Below are 16,219 nucleotides of genomic sequence, written 5' to 3' on the forward strand. Positions count from 1 at the left end.
TCAATACGACTTCAGGTATGTGATGACCGCCTCGATGTCCGTCTCCTTTTTCAGACCGGAGAACGACATCTTGGTGCCCTTCATGTACTTCTTGGGGCGCGACAGGAAGGCCGAGAGTTCGTCTTCGCTCCAGACCAGACCACCAGAGGCGGCGGCCTTCATCGGCTTAGAGTATTTGAACCCATCAACAGCACCCGCCGAGGCACCAACGATACCGTTCAGGATCGGACCGGTCTTGTTCTTCGCGCTGTCGCCAACCTGGTGGCAGGACTTGCACTTTTTAAAGACCTTCTCGCCCTTCTTGACCATTTCGGGGTCAAGCGCGGCCAACTCGACCACCGGCTCTGCGGCAGGTTCGGCGGCAGGTTCCTCAACCTTGGCTTCCTCGACCGGCTCTGCGGCGGTTTCCTCAACCTTGGCTTCGGCCGCGCCTTCCTCTTCCGGGGTCACATCCAGAACCAGCGCGCGCATGGTAATTTCAACGCTGTCCTTGCAGTTCTCCATGCACGGCGCATCCGTCCAGAAATGCGCTTCCGAAGTTTCGCGGTCATCAATGATGAAACCACCTGCGTTCGGCATTTCGACATCCAGGAAGTTTTCGTTCGACAGCACGAATTCATCATCCACGAGGTCGTTGGAATAGAGGATATAGGCCACGATGGCGTAAACATCATCCGGGCTCAGCGTCTGCGCGGCACCAAAGGGCATCGAGCGGTTCACATAGTCCCATGTGGTCGAGAGATACGGCCAGTAAGATCCCACCGTCTTAAGCGGGTCTTCGTGGTCCAGCGTGTCAGCGCCGCCGGCCAGTTTCGGCCAATTATCAACACCTTCCGCGAAATCGCCGTGACAGATCGCGCAGTTGTCGGCAAAAACTTCTTCACCGGTGAACACGTCACCCGAGCCAACCGGCAGGCCGGTGCCATCGGGGGCCACATCCAGATCCCAGGCGGCGATTTCATCCGCCGTGGCCGGACGTCCAAGGCCGTATTTCTCGGCCAGCGCCGGGGCAGCGATCAGGGTCGAAGCCAGCGCGGTGCCGGCGACCAGATTAAGAAACTTCGACATTCTCTGCCTCCCCGTTCGATTTGACCCACCAGGTCTGGATACAGTTGTTGTGATAGATCGAGTTCAGACCGCGCACGTCGCGCAGCTGTGCCTTGGTCGGCTGGACATAGCCGCTCGAGTCGCGGGCACGCGACTGCAGCAGCATCTCTTCGCCGGTCCACTCGGTATCGAGATAGAAGCGGGTGAGCGCCTTGTCGGTACCCGGAGCCGCCAGACGTGCCTCCTGCCAGGTTTTGCCACCATCGGTCGACACGTCGACACCGGTGATCGACCCGCGACCCGACCATGCCAGACCGGTGATAACCAGCGGGCCATGGCCGTGCTTGATCGGTGCCTGCGGGCTGGGCGAGGTGACAACCGATTTGGCGTCCATGACCCAGGTCCATTTGCGCGAAGTACCGTCTTCCAGCGTGTCGGTGTACTTCGAGGTTTCTTCACGCGATTCAATGGCTTGGTTGGTCACTTCGATGCGACGCAGCCATTTGACCCACATGTTGCCTTCCCAGCCGGGAACCACGAGACGCACCGGATAGCCATGCTCCTTGCGCAGGGCTTCGCCGTTGGCCTTGAAGGCCACCAGCACATCGTCCAGCGCCTTTTCCATCGGGATCGAGCGGCCGTTCGAAGAGGCATCCGCGCCTTCGACGTAAACCCACTTGTCCTTGAGGTCGCCCGCCGCGCCGAGACCCGCTTCTTCAAGCAGGGTGCGCAGGGTCACGCCGGAATATTCCATGTTGTGGATCATGCCGTGGGTGAACTGGGCACCGTTCAGCTGGGCACCCGCCCATTCCATGCCGGTGTTCGCCGCGCATTCGCAGAAATACACGTGGTTCTCACGCGGGAAGCGCTCCAGATCTTCGTAGGTAAACACCAGCGGGGTGTCGACCAGACCGTTGATCATTAGGCGATAATCTTCTTTCTTCAGCTCGATCGCACCCGAATGGTGACGCTCGAACGCACAGCCCTGCGGCGTGATCGTACCGTCCAGCGCGTGGATCGGGGTAAAGTTGATCGACGAAATCGTGTCAGCCGTCAGCCATTCCACGTTCCGGCGCACCACGTCCGACTCGTACTGGATCGGCAGACCATAGGGGGTTGCGTCAACCCCGTCACCCGTGGCCGATGCCCATTCCTGGACCTCTGTGATCAGCGGATCTCCCGCTGCGTTTGCAAAGCTGGCACCGGCAACCGTCCCGCTGGCCGCAACAGCGCCCTTCAGGAACGCGCGGCGCGAGGGCTTGCCTTTGAAGCTCATTGTCATCTGGCTATGCCTCCTGTTAATCCTCTTGCTCGGCTGGCGGGGAACCAGCCGAAATTCCGTTAAATTCCAAGGCGCTAAATTAGGCACCTGCGACTTTCACATTCTCATGCGGTTCCACGCTCACGGTGCCCTTGCGGCGGATGTAGTTCTCGACCACATCCCAGATCTGCGGACCTTCCGTGCCCTCGTTGACCGAGGCCCAACCGGCAACCTGATAGGTTTTTGCAGGATCAATAGCCTCGCCGGTCTTGAGCAGCGTCATATCGCTGATGCGCTCGCCCTGCGGTTTCGAGACGTCGATCCGGTAGCCCATGCCACCGATGCGCACCATGTCACCGCCCTGCTGATAGTAGGGGTCGGTGTTGAACAGGTTGTCGCCCACGTCTTCGAGGATCACGTGGATAAACTCACCCGTCATCTCGGTACGATAGGCTTCGCCGTAGGACATCGAGGTGACGTTCCAGATATCCTCGCGGGTGATGTTCTGACCCGGCAGGATCGACGGCCCCCAGCGCACGCCCGGCGACATCGAGATATCGGCCTCGCGCTCTTCGATCAGCGCCTGACAGATCAGGTCATCCCAGGTGCCGTTAAAGTTGCCACGACGATAAAGCAGCGAGTCGGTCTGGCCGATCACCTCTTCCAGCTTGTCCTTATAGGGCGCGCGCTGTTCGTCGATCAGCTGCGTGATTTCCGCCTTCGGCGCGATCACGTCCGAGAAGATCGGGATCAGCTTGTGACGGAAGCCCATCATGCGGCCGTCGCGAATGTCGAGGTCAACGCGGCTGACGAACTTGCCGTTCGAGCCCGAGGCCACAACGATGGTTTCACCCACCAGAACCGGCTCGGGTAGCGCATCGTGGGTGTGACCCGACAGGATCACGTCGATGCCCTTGACGCGGCCCGCCATCTTCTTGTCCACGTCGAAACCGTTGTGCGACAGGACGACAACGCATTCCGCGCCCATTTCGCGCACTTCGTCGACCATGGCCTGCATGTTCTCGTCACGAATACCGAAGGAATACTCGGGGAACATCCAGCGCGGGTTGGCAATCGGCATATAGGGAAAGGCCTGACCGATAACAGCGATATTGACGCCGCCGCGCTCAAAGAACTTGTACGGTTTAAACAGTTCGGCAGGTTCATCCCACTCGGCGTCAAAGATGTTCTGGCCAAGTGCCGCAAACGGCAGGTTCTCGACCAGCTCGTTGATACGGTCGGTGCCCAGCGTGAATTCCCAGTGGAAGGTCATCGCGTCCGGCTTGAGCGCGTTCATGACGTTCACAACATCCTGCCCTTCGGTGTGATAGCAGGTGTAGGACCCGTGCCAGGTGTCACCGCCGTCCAGCAACAGCGCATCCGGGCGGTCGGCGCGGATCGCGTCAACCACGGTAGCCACACGGTCCATACCGCCAACACGGCCATAGGTCTGGGCCAACGCGGTAAAGTCGTTATAAGTCAGGGCGTAAGCCGAAGGGCTCCCGTCCGCGATGCCGTAAAGCTTGCGGAAATCCGCACCGGTGATGTGGGGAACGTGACCATAGGCATCGCCGACGCCAAGGTTGATCTCGGGCTCGCGGAAATAGATCGGCTTGAGCTGCGCATGGATGTCGGTGATGTGGATCAGCGAGACATTGCCATAGGTGTCGAACTGCAACAGGTCGTCCTGGGTCAGCGATTGCTGCGCGGCCAGACGGGCCCAATTGCCGAAACCCGAAGCGCCAACCATGGCCGATGCCGCCATGGAGACCTGAAGGAAATCGCGACGAGAGATCATAGACGAAGCGCCTTTCTAAGATTGCGTTCCACACTCAGCTTACATTCGCATGTGTGAATTTATTAAAGTAAACAAAACCCGCCCCGGTTTTGCCGAGGCGGGTTTCTTCGATTAGTTGCGGACCGACGGTGCTTCGACCGAAAGACCGTTGCCGCGCGAAGCGACGTAAAGTTCCAGCGCGATGAACTCGTCCGAACCCGGCTTGTAGGTTTCGGCACGGGTGTCACGTACGCAGCCCTTGAAGCGGCCATGCGCTGTGGTCAGCTTGGCATTCTTCAGGCGATACACCGGGAAGCCATTGATGTGGCCCTGGCTGAGGTGGTCGGAACGGATGTGGTTGCCATAGTTTTCTTCGTGGCAGGACGCACAGGACAGATCAAGCTGGCCGGTCCGGGTATAGTAAAGCTCTTTGCCCAGTTCCCAGGTTGCCTCGGCCGGGCCGTCGATGGCCACGTTCACCGGCATACCGCGCGACTGAACCGAAATCAGGGCTTCCATGCGCGCCATTTTCGCACCGGATTTCTTGAGCGGCTCTGCACCCATCCCGGTTTCGCGGCAGTCGTTGATCTGCATTTCCATGGTATAGACCTTTTCCTTGCTGTCGTTCCATTTCGGATAGACAGCGCGGACGCCAACCATGCTTTCTTCAACATCGCCGTGGCAGGACGCACAGGACTTGCCCTTGGTGCCTTCGACGGTGTTCCAGTCATCAAGCGCCTGCTCGACAAAGATCATGCCGGGGTTGTCAAAGTCGTCCGCCTGCATGATCTGGGTCTCGTCCGAACGCATGTGCCAGCCCGAGATAACCTCGTCGAGGACATCGGACAGGTGCGCCGGAGCCGGAGCCTTGGTGATCATTTCGATCTCGCCGTTGACGACCAGTACGTCGTCATCCGCATCTGCCGTTGCCAGCGCGGGAACCGAGACCGCAAGTGCGGCAATTGTTGCCATTGCCTTGAATTTCATCGCATTTCCTCCCTTGGTACCGCCCTGCCCCCGTCTGTTCGGGGGCAGGACAGATGTGCCTTGGTCCACCGGCGGATCAGCCGATAGCGACTTTTTTCGCAGTGTCGTAGACCGAACCGTCGTCGTCGTACCAGGTGAACTTGAACTCACCGGCCTCGGGCACGGTGGCGTCGAATTCAAAGTACGGGTTGGTCGAGATCGCCGGCTCGAGCGTGACGTCGATGACCGACTGGCCGTTAAACTCGCAGGTGAAACGGTTGATGATCGAACGGGGAACGATGTTGCCGGATTTGTCCTTGCGCTGACCCGATTCCATTTTGTGCGAAATCAGGGTCTTGATGGTGATCGCCTCACCAGCAGCGGCTTTTTTCGGGACTTTGACGCGGGGTTTTACACCAGATGCCATGTTTGTGTTCTCCTATGCCTTAGCCGCCGCAGCCGCCGATGGTCACTTTTACGGTCGACGATGCCTTGGCAAACGAACCGTCCGCCAGTTTCGCGATGGCCACCACGTCCTGGGTGCCTGCGAGACGGATACGGGTCGATGCGGCCTGGCTTGCGACCAGCGGACCGAAGTTGAATTGTGCGACACCCGGGGTCGGGTTGCCGGTTGCCAGAAGCAGGATCGCGCTTGCGCCCGGTGCCGAAACACCAACCGGAACGGTGTTGCCGTTCTCTGCGATTTCCGGCGCGGTCAGCTCAACGCCGCCTTCAGCGACATCTGCGCCGCCGGTGAATGCTGCGATCGCCTCGTCAGCGGCAGCCAGCACACGGAAGGGAAGAACGGTCAGTGCCGCCGCCCCTGCACCGAGTGCCAGAGTTTCACGTCTCGTGAAGTCCATCGGTTTCTCCTTTGGGGTAAAGTCTTGAGGCCCGATCACTCGTCTTTCAGAGTCATCAGGAATGCGATTACGTCTTCGATCTGCTGCGCGCTCAGAAGCGGATCCAGCGGACCTTCGGCTGCCTTGCCGGTATAGCCGTTGCCGGGACGGGTAAATCCGTCGACCTTGTAGTAAGCCGGCATCACGGTACCTTCGTAGGTGAGCTTTGCATTGGCGAGGATGCCGCGCAGTTCGGCCTCGTTCCAACGATCAGCCACGCCGTCCAGCATGGGGCCAACTTCGCCGTGGAACGGGGCTTCGCTCAGAGCGGAAACCTCGTGACACGCGATGCAGTTGCCCAGCGATTTCGTCGTCATGATCTTTGCGCCGCTTTCCGCGTTTCCGGCCGCGCCGGACAGCGAGGCCGCAACGGCCCCCGCGTCATCAAAGACCACATCCGCAGGCGCAACCGGGCCTGCCATTGCCGCGCCAGCGGTCAAAGTTGCCGCCAGTGTCAGTGTCGAAAGCTTCATGTTTCCTCCCATGGCTACCGTATTTATCAGGTTAGCTTTGTATACCGTAGGCTACCGGGGAGGCTGAACGCAACAACAAATTCATTAAAATGAATTATTGAGTGCGTTTTGTCGCAGATGTTAAGGATTTCCATTTGTTACGCGCAATTTACCTCACGCGCAACAAACGAATATGAACAGATGCCGAAAGGCTTATCGCGTGTCGCCGTCGTTGCGTTCTCGAATCATGCGCGCGTGGTAGCGTTGGAAATCTTCCTCACTTTGATCCAGGTAACGCTGCTCTGCGACCCATGTCATGAGGTCGTATGTTGTGCCCGGCGCAAAGGCCCCCGGCATGATCGCCACGGCCTGCTGATTGGCCGGTTTTTCCAGGTCGATCTCCGGCGGCATGAAAACCATCGTGGGCGTGAACATCACCCCCCACTTGCGCGCCGCGAGGCGCTCTTCGAGGCTCTCGCCATCGGTGTCCACCATCTCGTTTGCCCCATAAAGATCAAGCTGCACCGGATAGTAGGTTTCGGTCAGATGCTTCAGCACGCGCTCATCCTTGAAGGCGCCTTCGTGCATATCCTTGCAATACAGGCAGCCCCGCTGCTCGAAGATGATCAGCAAACGCTTCCCCTCGGCGCGCGCCTCTTCATAGTCTTCCTGCAAATCCTTGAACGTATCGCGGAACCAGTCGGTCTTGTGCAAACCGTCATCGCCCAGCTCTGCCGCCCAAAGCGGCACAGCCATCACCAGCGCCACAAGCGCCATCATCCATTTGGTCATCGTTCACTCCTCCTCCAAGGTTGTGCCCGACGCTAGCCCAATCCGGTCAGCCCCGGCGCATATCGGATCATCAGATCCGCAAGACGATTCACCGTATTTGTCGCGATCAGGATGGCGAAGATGAGCAACATCGCCCCCATGACCTTTTCAACATACGGCAGGAATTTGCGATTGCGCTGCATCCAGCGCAGAAATGGCTGTGCAAACAGCGCGGCAATGATGAAGGGGGCGGTCATGGCAAGCCCGTAAACCATCAACAACAGCGCCCCGCGCGAAATATCCCCCATGCCACTTGCCACCATCAGGATCGAGGCAAGCGCCGGCCCGACACAGGGTGTCCAGCCAAACCCGAAGGCCAACCCCATGAGATAGGCCCCCGCAATCGTTGTCGGCTCGGCCGTGCTTTCAATCTTGGCCTCGCGATAGAGCAGCGGGATCTTGAGAATGCCCAGGAAATGCAGGCCAAACAGCGCCAGCAGGGCCGCAGCCACGTATGACAACGGCTGCTTCCACTGTGCAAAGGCCTGCCCCAGCGCGGTCGCCCCCATTCCAAGCAGCACGAAAATCGTCGTCACCCCAAGGGCGAAGAACACCGACGAGACGATAAGGCGTCGACGTGCGCCCGGGGCGATTCCCCCGTCTCCCTGAAGTTCCGACATCGAGATTCCGGCCATGTAACACAGGTAAAAGGGGACCATCGGCAGGACACAGGGGGTAAAAAACGACAGCATCCCGGCCAGTGCCGCCCCCGCAAATGATATGTCCAACATGCCCGCGCTCCTTGATTTATGCACATATTCAGATTAAGTTGTGCGTACGTAATTCGTCAATCTGGTGTCTCATGAAGTTTCGCACCTTTTTCGCGGCAACCGCCCTTGCCTTCTGCACCTCCCTGCCCGCCTGGGCGGTAGAGCTTGTCATGGTCGAACAGCCTGGCTGTTATACCTGCCGCCTCTGGAACCAGGAGATCGCACCGATCTATCCCAAGACCGAGGCGGGCCAGTTTGCCCCGCTGCGTCGCGCTGAACTGCGTCATCCCCCTAAAGACCTCACCTATGCGCGCGCCGTCAACTTCACTCCGACATTCATCCTGATTGACGAGGGCCAGGAAATCGCACGCCTCGAAGGTTATCCGGGCGAAGATTTCTTCTGGTGGCACATCGAGACCCTGCTTGCCGAAAAAGCAGGCTTTGAAGGGGCCACCCGATAACAACACACGCCTTTTTGCACCTGCAAAAGGTTCCAATACGGTAGAGTTTGGTGTATGCGGCCCCAAACCCTGCGGACAACAACAAAAACGCCGCATCAGGGTTGGTGGTCAGGGACACCCCAAAGGCTCTCTTGACCGCTTTTCAGCGCCCTTCGGATCAAAGGGGCTGTGAAAGGAAGATAAGGGGAACCGCCATGGCACTTCCGGTGTTCACGGACGACATAACAGAAGAAGAAATGGACCGCATGGTGGACAACGCCACCAGTGCGTCGAACTTCCTCAAAGCCATCAGCCACGAAGGCCGATTGATGATCCTCTGTCACCTCGTAAGTGGCGAAAAATCTGTCACCGAACTGGAAGAGCTGATCTCGGCCCGCCAAGCCGCTGTTTCCCAACAACTTTCCCGCCTCCGCCTTGAGGGTCTCGTGATCCCGCGCCGCGAAGGCAAGACCATCTATTATCGATTGGCGGATCACCGACCGCGTCGTATACTGGAAGTGGTCTACGATCTTTTCTGCAACGACGACGATTGATCGCGCATTCGATCTGGACCAGCACACCGGTTTCTTAGGGAGGAGTACCGGCCATGCTGGCAATGCTGGAAACACTGCTTGAAACACTTGGCGACAGCAATCTTGTCGCCCTCTTCGGCTGTCTTGGCGGTATCCTTCTCGGGCTGGCGGCACGTCTGGGCCGATTCTGCACGCTCGGGGCGATCGAAGACCTGCTCTACGGCGGTTCGGACCTGCGCATCAGGATGTGGGGCATCGCCATCGGCATCGCCATCATCGGCAGTTTCGCCCTGATCGGCACAGGCTCACTCGAAGCCGAAACCTCTTTCTACTTCTCTATCCGCTGGATGCCGCTGGCCTCGATCCTGGGTGGCCTCATGTTCGGATACGGCATGGCCCTGTCCGGCAACTGTGGCTACGGCGCCATTGCCCGCCTCGGCGGCGGCGACCTGCGCAGCTTTGTCATTGTCCTCGTGATGGGTGTCTCGGCCTATGTCGTCCTCGCAGGCCCCCTCGCTCCGCTGCGCAACTGGGCTTTTCCCCAGATCGACGTCACCAATCCTGTGCCCCCCGGCATCGCCCACTACACGGGCGCTTGGCTGGGCCTCTCCCCGGTTCCCATCGGCATCACCATAGGCGTTCTGATGATGGTCGCGGCCCTGTGGTCGCGCGAAATGCGCAGCGATTTCAAATCGATCTTCTGGTCCGCCGTCGTGGGCCTTGCCATCGTCTCCGGCTGGGCCGGAAGCCAATGGGTCGCCTCGAACGGCTTTGACGGGCTTCAGGTGGTCTCGCACAGTTTCTCGGCCCCCGTGGGCGAAACCATCCTCTTTGCCATGAACGGCTCGGTCCGGCCGCTGTCCTTCGCCGTCGGCTCCGTCGCCGGCGTTTGGGTCGGGGCCTTTATCGGCTCGATGATCCGTGGCCATTTCCGCTGGGAAGCCTGCGAAGACCCACGCGAACTGCGCCGTCAGATCGTCGGAGCGATGATCATGGGCGCGGGGGCCGTTCTGGCCATCGGCTGCACCGTGGGACAGGGCCTCACCGCCTTTTCGCTGCTGGCAGTCTCCGCCCCCGTCACCTTCATCGCGATCTTTGCCGGGGCCGCGCTTGGCCTGCGCCAGTTGATCGAAGGCTTCCAACCCGCCGAATAATCACGAGGGGCATCCATGCGCCATTTTGACGATCTCTACGCCATTGCCGCGGATCGCAAGGGCGGTCCCGACGCGCTGGAAGACCTGATCCCGCGCCCCGATCCGAACGTCACTGCCCTCCCCGAAGATCGCTGGCTGTCTCTCTTCACCAAGGGCATTTTCCAGGCCGGTTTCAACTGGAAAGTCATTGAAAACAAATGGGAAGGCTTCGAAGAGGCCTTCCACGGCTTTAACGTCGATCGCTGTGCCTTCATGCATGACGAAGACATGGATCGCCTGATGTCGAACACCGCCATCGTGCGAAACGGGCCCAAGATCCGCACCGTGATCGACAACGCCCACTTCCTCCAATCCCTGCGCGAACAGGGCGGTGCCGGACAGGTGATCGTCGGCTGGCCCTCCACCGATTTCATCGGCCTTTTGGAGATGATGAAAAAGAACGGCAGCCGCCTTGGCGGCATGACCGGCCAATATGCCCTGCGCTTTGCCGGACGCGATGCCTTTATCCTGTCACGCGATGTCACCGCCCGCCTGATCGCCGAAGGCGTGGTCGACAAGCAACCGACCTCCAAGACCGCCATGAAATCCGTTCAGGCCGCCTTCAACACATGGATGGACCAGTCCGGACGCGGCCTGACCGAAATCTCCCGCGTACTGGCCTTCACGCTCTAGAATTTGCCGCCTCACCAGCCAGATGCTACCCTCATTTCATTCCAGGAGGGGTTTTCATGACGGTCATTCTGCGTTCTTGGTTGGTGATACTGTGCCTTGCTCTTGCCGCCCCAGCTCTGGCTGAACTCAAATACAATGAAGCCATCATCCCGGCCCGCAAACTGCCTGCCCCGCATGTCAGCCAAAAATCGGTCTTCCTCGGCGTGCCGCACATGCGCCAGAAGCCTTATCTCTGCGTGCCGACATCCAGCGCCATGGTCCTTGCCTACTATGGTGACAAACATAGGCCCACCGATCTCAAGGCACTGGCCGAAGGCCATAAACCCAAAAGCCAGAGGAACCGGAACTTCACCTATTTCGTCGACATGATCCACGCCGTGAAACAGCACGGATATGGTTGGAAGATGCGCACATACCCAAGGACAAACGCAGGTTTTCGCTCAGGCCTAAGTGCAATCAAGGCCAGTCTGCGCAAGCAGCGCCCGGTGCTGATCGACGTCCATCTTGGTCAAGGCCACACCTTTGTTGTCGAAGGCTTCGACGATCAGGAAAAGGTTGTCTTTATCCGCGATCCCGACATCAGCCGCAGCCGCGCACGTAAACTCAGCTACACCAAGTTGCAGCAGGACTGGCACAACCATCGTTTCGGTCCGGGCCGTACCGCCGTTTTCACCTTTCCAAAGTAAGCCCTACTTCTGGATCGTCCGCAGATACTCAAGCAAGGCGGCAAGCGGGCGTGGCGTGGGGGTCAAGGCCCCGTCGTCAGTTTCAACTGGCACCAGATCCCCTTCCAACAGCAGGCCGAACTCCGGCATGCCGTCTTCCTCGGACCGCAGGTACCCGTCAATCTGGCTCAGCACACGGTTGGTCGGAAACACCGCGCCGTTGTTCCGCGCCAGTCGCGTCAGATCCGCCGCACGGGGTGACACGCCGGCAACACCCGTGCCATCCGCCCCGTGACACATGGCGCAATTCGCCTCATAGACCCGCGCGCCGTCGATCTGGTCGGGCATGTCCTGCGGCTGGCACACCGCAACCAGACCCGCCGCAACAACGAGACCTGCCGTAATCTTCATTTCTGCACCTCTTGCAGATAGGCCACGAGATCAGCCACCGCCCCGCTTGTCATGATCGGTTGCCCCGATTGCGTCTTGAGCGCCATGTCACGCCCCTCGAAGAAATGCCCGTAAACCGGCATCGGGCTGCCATGTGACACCAACGGATCGCGCCCGTCGATCCGCTTGATCACCCGCACCAACGGGAACACCCCGTCATTGCCCGCCGCCAACATCGACAGATCGGCTGGTTTGATCACCATGACGCCAGCCATCGGCCCCTGTCCGTCAAGATCCACGCCGTGACAGGCCACGCAGTGTTCATTGTAAAGCAATTCACCGCGCTCTGCCGGTCCGGCATAGGCAACCGAAGCCGCACAGACCGCTGCAAGGCCAAGTCCCATTCCCAATCTCTTGTTCATCTCGCCTCCTCTCGGGGCCTCCCTGGCCCCAATCTACTGTTGCAAGCGTTCCAAATAGTCGACCACCGCCTCAAGCTGCGCATCGGCGGCCGATCCGCGCCCGCCCACTTCGGAAAACTCCGGCATCGCGCCGCTAAAGTGTTCGCCACGCCCCAGCCCTTCGATCGACTGGCGCACCCGAAGGCGCGGAAAAGTGCCGCCATTCTCTGCCGCCAGCACCGTCAAATCCGCTGGCGGGATCAGGAGATGCGCCGCGAAGGGTCCGTCCCCCTGCCCGCGCGCGCCATGACAAGACAGGCAATGCGCGTCATAGGTTGCCTTGCCGGGGCTCCAGACCTGCGCACAGCCCGCAAGCAGAACCCCAAGAAAAACAACAACAAAGCTCCCCAATACCCGTCTCATTGCGGCGGCACCTCCTGCATCGCTTCTGCGATCTTCAGGAAACAGCTTGGCACTGACGCAACGATCTCTCCTTGATACGGATCATATTGAGGTGACATTCCCCAAGGCAACGGCCATGCTCGCCGAAAGGACAAGGGAGGAAACGACGTATGGCTCTCACACCGGCAGACGCGCAGCGGTTTCTCGAGGAGAACTTCGCGCCTTGGGTCAAGGCACTGGATCTCACGATCACTGAAATCACGCGCGACGGCGCCACGCTCACCATGCCAATAACCGAGGATTTGGCCCGCGTTGGCGGCATCATTTCCGGTCAGGCTCTGGCGGCAATGGCCGACACGGCCATGGTCTTTGCCACCTTTGGCCACCTGCAAGAACCCCGCCCCGTGGCAACCACGAACCTTGATACGCAGTTCCTGCGCCCCGGAACCGGCGACACAATTCGGTGCGATGCCGAGATTGTTCGCGCCGGCAAGGCGCTGATCTTCACCCGCGCCACCATGACCGCCCTGCCCTCGGACAAGGTCGTTGCCACTGCCACCGCCACCTTCTTTGTGCCCTGAAACCCGGAGCCTGACATGCCGCCCACCACCATCTATGCCGCGACCATGCTTGCCGCCGGGATCGGCATCCCCGTTCTGGCCGCGCTCAACGCCGCCCTTGGCCAACGCATCGGCGCCCCGATCGCTGCCAGCACCATCCTGTTTCTCGTGGCCCTCACAACAACCGTTGTCGCCCTTTTCCTAAGCGGCACCGCCTCGGCCCTGACGCAGGCCATGACCGCCCCCAAGCATCTGTTTCTCGCCGGTTTTCTGGTGGCGTTCTACGTTTTGTCGATCACCTTCGTGGCCCCCAAGTTCGGGGTCGGTAACGCGGTGTTCTTCGTTCTGCTCGGACAGTTGATCTCGGCCGCCGCCATCGACCACTTCGGCCTGTTCGGCGCACAGATTTCACCCATCTCGCTAAGCCGTGCCGGTGGGATTGGCCTCATGGCCGCGGGGGTATGGATGACGCAACAGGCCTGAACTCAGGCTTCGGTCAGCACTCCGTTCTCAAGCCGCACCGCGCGATCCATCCGCGCGGCCAGGTCAAGGTTATGGGTGGCGATCAGCGCCGCCAACCCGGTCTCGCGCACCAGTTCCATCAACGCGCCGAACACCTGGTCGGAGGTTCCGGGATCAAGGTTGCCCGTCGGCTCGTCCGCCAAAAGCAGCCTTGGCGCGTTCGCCAGCGCCCGACAGAAGGCCACGCGCTGTTGTTCGCCACCAGAAAGCGCCGCAGGACGGTGATCTGCACGCGCTCCAACGCCAACACGATCCAGCAGCATATCGGCCCGTGCGTCCGCCTTGGCGCGGGGCATTCCGTTCGCCAGCTGCGGCAAAACGATGTTTTCACGCGCATTAAATTCGGGCAGCAAGTGGTGGAATTGATAGACAAAACCAATGTCACGCCGCCGTGCCGCCGTGCGCTTGCGATCAGACCGGCCCGACATCACTTCGCCGCCGATCTGCACCTCGCCACTGTCCGGCTGGTCTAGCAATCCGGCGATGTGAAGGAGCGTGGATTTGCCCGCGCCCGACGGCGCAACCAACGCCACAACTTCACCGGCGTTCAGCGTCAACTCCGCGCCCCGAAGCACTTGCACCTCGCCCGGCAACCCCTTGTTATACGCCTTTTCTATGCCCTTGAGGCCCAGAACCACATCACTCATATCGCAGCGCCTCCACCGGGTTCATCCGCGCCGCCCGCCGCGCCGGAAAGATCGTGACCACGAAACTCAGGCCAAGCGACAGGCAAACCGCGCTCAGAACATCGCCGGATTCAAGCTTGGCAGGCAGGTGATAGATACCACGGATAGAGGGATCCCACACACCACCGCCCATCATGTAGTTTACAAAAGCGAACAATGGATCGATGTAGATCGCAAACAGGCATCCAAGGGCCACACCAAGAACCGTGCCAAGAAAGCCCGTGAAGGCTCCGCAAATAAAGAAGACTCTGAGAACAGACCCTTCAGCCAATCCCATGGTGCGCAAAATTCCGATGTCGCGACCCTTGTTCTTTACCAACATTATGAGGCCCGAAACGATATTCATCGCCGCGATGAGAACAAGGATCGACAGGATGATGAACATCACGTTGTCTTCAACCTCCAGCGCCCTCAGAAACCCGCCCGAAGCGTCCCGCCAGGTCCAGATCAGCGTCCGGTCCCCGCCCGCCTGCAACAGGTCGAGCACAAGACGATCCACGTGTTCGGGCTCTTCCACCATGACCTCGATCTCGTCGGCCACGCCATCGCGGTTAAAGAAATTCTGCGCCTCGGCAAAGGGAAGATAAACCCGTGTGCGATCAATGTCATAGCGGCCCGCCGAGAAGATATAGACCACTTCGTAGGCGTTGATCCGGGGCGAGGTGCCAAAGGCGGTTTTCACCCCATTGGGCGAGATCACCTTGATCCGATCCCCGACCAGCACACCCAGTTCCTGCGCCACACCCGAGCCAATCGCTATGCCTTCGCCAAACCGTTCAATATCACCGCGACCCGTGTCAGGGTCCGCAATACGCGGCAGCTCTTTCAGGTTTTCCAACTGGATTCCAAAGACTTCCACGCCGGCGTTACGGTTGCGCAGATTGACCATAACCTGCCCTTTGACCAACGGCGCGGCCCGCGTCACGCCTTCGACCGTGCGCAAGCGTGCTGCCATCCCGTCATAGTCGGCAATGGTACGGTCGATGCGGCCATTCTCGGTCACGACGCCGGATTGATAGACCGTCACATGCGCGTTGGCGCCAAGGATCGTGTCGACAAATTCCGCCCGAAACCCAGAGCGCACGGCCAGGGTCGCGATCAGGGCAAACACCGCCAGCGTGATCCCGATCAGGCTGATCCAGGTCATCACGCTCACGCCACCTTCCGCGCGCCGCGCACGCAGATAGCGCCAGGCAATCATCCACTCGAAAGCGGCAAAGGGGGGTGGCGTCTTGGCCATCGGTTTTCCTGCTCTTTTTCGGGGAACCTGCTGAAATCCCCCTGCAAGGTCAAGCTTTGCAGCGGTTTTGCCGCGCATTCACGCCGATTTCGGCCGATCCGAGTCCGATACGTCACGGTTTCTGTTGCGAAACGGCAATCGCAGGCCCCAGACCATGATCGCCATGCCCAGCATTCCAAGAACAAAGCCCGTCCCGCCGAACACCGCCCCCTCAAAGGTAAACGGCAGGGCCGGCCGAAAATCCTGCCAGGCCTTGCGCGCGATGTCGCCGTCGCTGAACCGGCGCGCATTCAGCGCCCGCGTAAACGGCCCGGCCGTCCGCAGGGTTTCAAGATCCCGCGCCAATCGTTCGCGCCGATCAATGGTTTCCGCCACGGTTTTCGCCCGCGTCGCGCCCATTTCGCCGCCCTGAGCCAGCTCAACAAGGGCTTCACTGCGCCCAAGCCCGAGCGACCGCGCATCCCTGTCGAATTCCTCTACAAAAAGGGTCAACTCATCCACGGCCCCGGCAAGACGCTGGGTATATTGCTGGGCATACTCGGGAAACTGCGACAGCCCCGCCGCCCCACTCAATCCCCCGGCAAGGGCCAAGACACGTCCGATCATGC

Annotated in this window: 22 protein-coding genes; 7 read left to right on the plus strand and 15 right to left on the minus strand. The window is 60.0% G+C overall.

Going from position 1 to position 16,219, the window contains the following annotated elements; translation table 11 throughout:
* From NNA36_RS16790 to NNA36_RS16830, 9 genes are all read right to left on the minus strand, one after another.
* Positions 1–1,068 (minus strand): c-type cytochrome, encoded by a 1,068-nt coding sequence (locus NNA36_RS16790; protein ID WP_255109136.1) that lies wholly within the window; start codon positions 1,066–1,068, stop codon positions 1–3.
* A complete protein-coding gene (gene soxC, locus NNA36_RS16795) occupies positions 1,052–2,323 on the minus strand; it encodes a sulfite dehydrogenase (protein ID WP_255109340.1) in 1,272 nt (423 codons plus the stop codon). Before soxC ends, NNA36_RS16790 begins: the two co-directional genes overlap by 17 nt.
* Before the next feature lie 85 nt (positions 2,324–2,408).
* A complete protein-coding gene (soxB, locus tag NNA36_RS16800) occupies positions 2,409–4,106 on the minus strand; it encodes a thiosulfohydrolase SoxB (RefSeq protein WP_255109138.1) in 1,698 nt (565 codons plus the stop codon).
* Positions 4,107–4,217: 111 nt separating this feature from the next.
* The gene (gene soxA, locus NNA36_RS16805; protein ID WP_255109140.1) at positions 4,218–5,072 is read right to left on the minus strand and encodes a sulfur oxidation c-type cytochrome SoxA; all 855 of its coding nucleotides are present in this window, start codon (positions 5,070–5,072) and stop codon (positions 4,218–4,220) included.
* 76 nt (positions 5,073–5,148) lie between these two features.
* Positions 5,149–5,478: a thiosulfate oxidation carrier complex protein SoxZ gene (gene soxZ, locus NNA36_RS16810; protein ID WP_255109142.1), complete on the minus strand. Its 330-nt coding sequence runs from the start codon at positions 5,476–5,478 to the stop codon at positions 5,149–5,151.
* Between the two features lie 19 nt (positions 5,479–5,497).
* Complete coding sequence (soxY, locus tag NNA36_RS16815) at positions 5,498–5,914, minus strand: thiosulfate oxidation carrier protein SoxY (protein ID WP_255109144.1); 417 nt, start codon at positions 5,912–5,914, stop codon at positions 5,498–5,500.
* A gap of 35 nt (positions 5,915–5,949) precedes the next feature.
* The gene (soxX, locus tag NNA36_RS16820; protein ID WP_255109146.1) at positions 5,950–6,426 is read right to left on the minus strand and encodes a sulfur oxidation c-type cytochrome SoxX; all 477 of its coding nucleotides are present in this window, start codon (positions 6,424–6,426) and stop codon (positions 5,950–5,952) included.
* A 192-nt stretch (positions 6,427–6,618) separates the two neighbouring features.
* Complete coding sequence (locus NNA36_RS16825) at positions 6,619–7,197, minus strand: thioredoxin family protein (protein WP_255109148.1); 579 nt, start codon at positions 7,195–7,197, stop codon at positions 6,619–6,621.
* 32 nt (positions 7,198–7,229) lie between these two features.
* Positions 7,230–7,967 (minus strand): cytochrome c biogenesis CcdA family protein, encoded by a 738-nt coding sequence (locus NNA36_RS16830; protein ID WP_255109150.1) that lies wholly within the window; start codon positions 7,965–7,967, stop codon positions 7,230–7,232.
* A 71-nt stretch (positions 7,968–8,038) separates the two neighbouring features.
* On the opposite strand from NNA36_RS16830, the gene NNA36_RS16835 reads away from it, so the two are divergent.
* The 5 genes from NNA36_RS16835 (at position 8,039) to NNA36_RS16855 (ending at position 11,431) form a co-directional block, all read left to right on the plus strand.
* A complete protein-coding gene (locus NNA36_RS16835) occupies positions 8,039–8,407 on the plus strand; it encodes a thioredoxin family protein (RefSeq protein WP_255109152.1) in 369 nt (122 codons plus the stop codon).
* A 194-nt stretch (positions 8,408–8,601) separates the two neighbouring features.
* Positions 8,602–8,940: a helix-turn-helix transcriptional regulator gene (locus NNA36_RS16840; protein ID WP_255109153.1), complete on the plus strand. Its 339-nt coding sequence runs from the start codon at positions 8,602–8,604 to the stop codon at positions 8,938–8,940.
* A 62-nt stretch (positions 8,941–9,002) separates the two neighbouring features.
* A complete protein-coding gene (locus NNA36_RS16845; protein WP_255109342.1) occupies positions 9,003–10,073 on the plus strand; it encodes a YeeE/YedE family protein in 1,071 nt (356 codons plus the stop codon).
* 15 nt (positions 10,074–10,088) lie between these two features.
* Positions 10,089–10,745 carry a DNA-3-methyladenine glycosylase I gene (locus NNA36_RS16850; protein WP_255109154.1) on the plus strand — a complete coding sequence of 219 codons (657 nt, stop codon included), beginning with the start codon at positions 10,089–10,091 and terminating at the stop codon, positions 10,743–10,745.
* A gap of 56 nt (positions 10,746–10,801) precedes the next feature.
* Positions 10,802–11,431, plus strand: coding sequence for a C39 family peptidase (locus NNA36_RS16855; RefSeq protein ID WP_255109155.1), 630 nt, complete (start codon positions 10,802–10,804; stop codon positions 11,429–11,431).
* 3 nt (positions 11,432–11,434) lie between these two features.
* On the opposite strand, the gene NNA36_RS16860 is transcribed toward NNA36_RS16855, so the two are convergent.
* From NNA36_RS16860 to NNA36_RS16870, 3 genes are read right to left on the minus strand one after another with little or no spacing between them, the layout of a single operon-like run.
* Entirely contained in the window at positions 11,435–11,821 is a 387-nt protein-coding gene (locus NNA36_RS16860) for a cytochrome c (protein ID WP_255109157.1), read from the minus strand.
* Positions 11,818–12,222, minus strand: a complete 405-nt coding sequence (locus NNA36_RS16865) for a cytochrome c (protein WP_255109159.1) — start codon at positions 12,220–12,222, stop codon at positions 11,818–11,820. Before NNA36_RS16865 ends, NNA36_RS16860 begins: the two co-directional genes overlap by 4 nt.
* Before the next feature lie 33 nt (positions 12,223–12,255).
* A complete protein-coding gene (locus NNA36_RS16870; RefSeq protein WP_255109161.1) occupies positions 12,256–12,624 on the minus strand; it encodes a cytochrome c in 369 nt (122 codons plus the stop codon).
* 149 nt (positions 12,625–12,773) lie between these two features.
* Here NNA36_RS16870 and NNA36_RS16875 point away from each other — a divergent pair, with 149 nt between their 5' ends.
* Complete coding sequence (locus tag NNA36_RS16875; protein WP_255109163.1) at positions 12,774–13,184, plus strand: PaaI family thioesterase; 411 nt, start codon at positions 12,774–12,776, stop codon at positions 13,182–13,184.
* Positions 13,185–13,199: 15 nt separating this feature from the next.
* Positions 13,200–13,646: a DMT family transporter gene (locus NNA36_RS16880; protein ID WP_255109165.1), complete on the plus strand. Its 447-nt coding sequence runs from the start codon at positions 13,200–13,202 to the stop codon at positions 13,644–13,646.
* Between the two features lie 2 nt (positions 13,647–13,648).
* On the opposite strand, the gene NNA36_RS16885 is transcribed toward NNA36_RS16880, so the two are convergent.
* From NNA36_RS16885 to NNA36_RS16895, 3 genes are all read right to left on the minus strand, one after another.
* Complete coding sequence (locus tag NNA36_RS16885) at positions 13,649–14,332, minus strand: ABC transporter ATP-binding protein (protein WP_255109167.1); 684 nt, start codon at positions 14,330–14,332, stop codon at positions 13,649–13,651.
* Positions 14,325–15,611, minus strand: coding sequence for a lipoprotein-releasing ABC transporter permease subunit (locus tag NNA36_RS16890; RefSeq protein WP_255109169.1), 1,287 nt, complete (start codon positions 15,609–15,611; stop codon positions 14,325–14,327). The genes NNA36_RS16885 and NNA36_RS16890 overlap by 8 nt, the downstream gene beginning before the upstream one ends.
* 78 nt (positions 15,612–15,689) lie before the next feature.
* The gene (locus NNA36_RS16895) at positions 15,690–16,217 is read right to left on the minus strand and encodes a DUF2937 family protein (RefSeq protein WP_255109171.1); all 528 of its coding nucleotides are present in this window, start codon (positions 16,215–16,217) and stop codon (positions 15,690–15,692) included.
* Positions 16,218–16,219 lie beyond the last annotated feature (2 nt).

This window comes from Shimia sp. CNT1-13L.2 (assembly GCF_024331145.1).
Classification (GTDB): Bacteria; Pseudomonadota; Alphaproteobacteria; order Rhodobacterales; family Rhodobacteraceae; genus Shimia.

Excerpts from the sequence above, each read along its gene's own strand:
- NNA36_RS16790 (WP_255109136.1), bottom strand. The coding sequence starts at position 1,068 with ATGTCGAAGTTTCTTAATCTGGTCGCCGGCACCGCGCTGGCTTCGACC.
- soxC (WP_255109340.1), bottom strand. The coding sequence starts at position 2,323 with ATGAGCTTCAAAGGCAAGCCCTCGCGCCGCGCGTTCCTGAAGGGCGCT.
- soxB (WP_255109138.1), bottom strand. The coding sequence starts at position 4,106 with ATGATCTCTCGTCGCGATTTCCTTCAGGTCTCCATGGCGGCATCGGCC.
- soxA (WP_255109140.1), bottom strand. The coding sequence starts at position 5,072 with ATGAAATTCAAGGCAATGGCAACAATTGCCGCACTTGCGGTCTCGGTT.
- soxZ (WP_255109142.1), bottom strand. The coding sequence starts at position 5,478 with ATGGCATCTGGTGTAAAACCCCGCGTCAAAGTCCCGAAAAAAGCCGCT.
- soxY (WP_255109144.1), bottom strand. The coding sequence starts at position 5,914 with ATGGACTTCACGAGACGTGAAACTCTGGCACTCGGTGCAGGGGCGGCG.
- soxX (WP_255109146.1), bottom strand. The coding sequence starts at position 6,426 with ATGAAGCTTTCGACACTGACACTGGCGGCAACTTTGACCGCTGGCGCG.
- NNA36_RS16825 (WP_255109148.1), bottom strand. The coding sequence starts at position 7,197 with ATGACCAAATGGATGATGGCGCTTGTGGCGCTGGTGATGGCTGTGCCG.
- NNA36_RS16830 (WP_255109150.1), bottom strand. The coding sequence starts at position 7,967 with ATGTTGGACATATCATTTGCGGGGGCGGCACTGGCCGGGATGCTGTCG.
- NNA36_RS16835 (WP_255109152.1), top strand. The coding sequence starts at position 8,039 with ATGAAGTTTCGCACCTTTTTCGCGGCAACCGCCCTTGCCTTCTGCACC.
- NNA36_RS16840 (WP_255109153.1), top strand. The coding sequence starts at position 8,602 with ATGGCACTTCCGGTGTTCACGGACGACATAACAGAAGAAGAAATGGAC.
- NNA36_RS16845 (WP_255109342.1), top strand. The coding sequence starts at position 9,003 with ATGCTGGAAACACTGCTTGAAACACTTGGCGACAGCAATCTTGTCGCC.
- NNA36_RS16850 (WP_255109154.1), top strand. The coding sequence starts at position 10,089 with ATGCGCCATTTTGACGATCTCTACGCCATTGCCGCGGATCGCAAGGGC.
- NNA36_RS16855 (WP_255109155.1), top strand. The coding sequence starts at position 10,802 with ATGACGGTCATTCTGCGTTCTTGGTTGGTGATACTGTGCCTTGCTCTT.
- NNA36_RS16860 (WP_255109157.1), bottom strand. The coding sequence starts at position 11,821 with ATGAAGATTACGGCAGGTCTCGTTGTTGCGGCGGGTCTGGTTGCGGTG.
- NNA36_RS16865 (WP_255109159.1), bottom strand. The coding sequence starts at position 12,222 with ATGAACAAGAGATTGGGAATGGGACTTGGCCTTGCAGCGGTCTGTGCG.
- NNA36_RS16870 (WP_255109161.1), bottom strand. The coding sequence starts at position 12,624 with ATGAGACGGGTATTGGGGAGCTTTGTTGTTGTTTTTCTTGGGGTTCTG.
- NNA36_RS16875 (WP_255109163.1), top strand. The coding sequence starts at position 12,774 with ATGGCTCTCACACCGGCAGACGCGCAGCGGTTTCTCGAGGAGAACTTC.
- NNA36_RS16880 (WP_255109165.1), top strand. The coding sequence starts at position 13,200 with ATGCCGCCCACCACCATCTATGCCGCGACCATGCTTGCCGCCGGGATC.
- NNA36_RS16885 (WP_255109167.1), bottom strand. The coding sequence starts at position 14,332 with ATGAGTGATGTGGTTCTGGGCCTCAAGGGCATAGAAAAGGCGTATAAC.
- NNA36_RS16890 (WP_255109169.1), bottom strand. The coding sequence starts at position 15,611 with ATGGCCAAGACGCCACCCCCCTTTGCCGCTTTCGAGTGGATGATTGCC.
- NNA36_RS16895 (WP_255109171.1), bottom strand. The coding sequence starts at position 16,217 with ATGATCGGACGTGTCTTGGCCCTTGCCGGGGGATTGAGTGGGGCGGCG.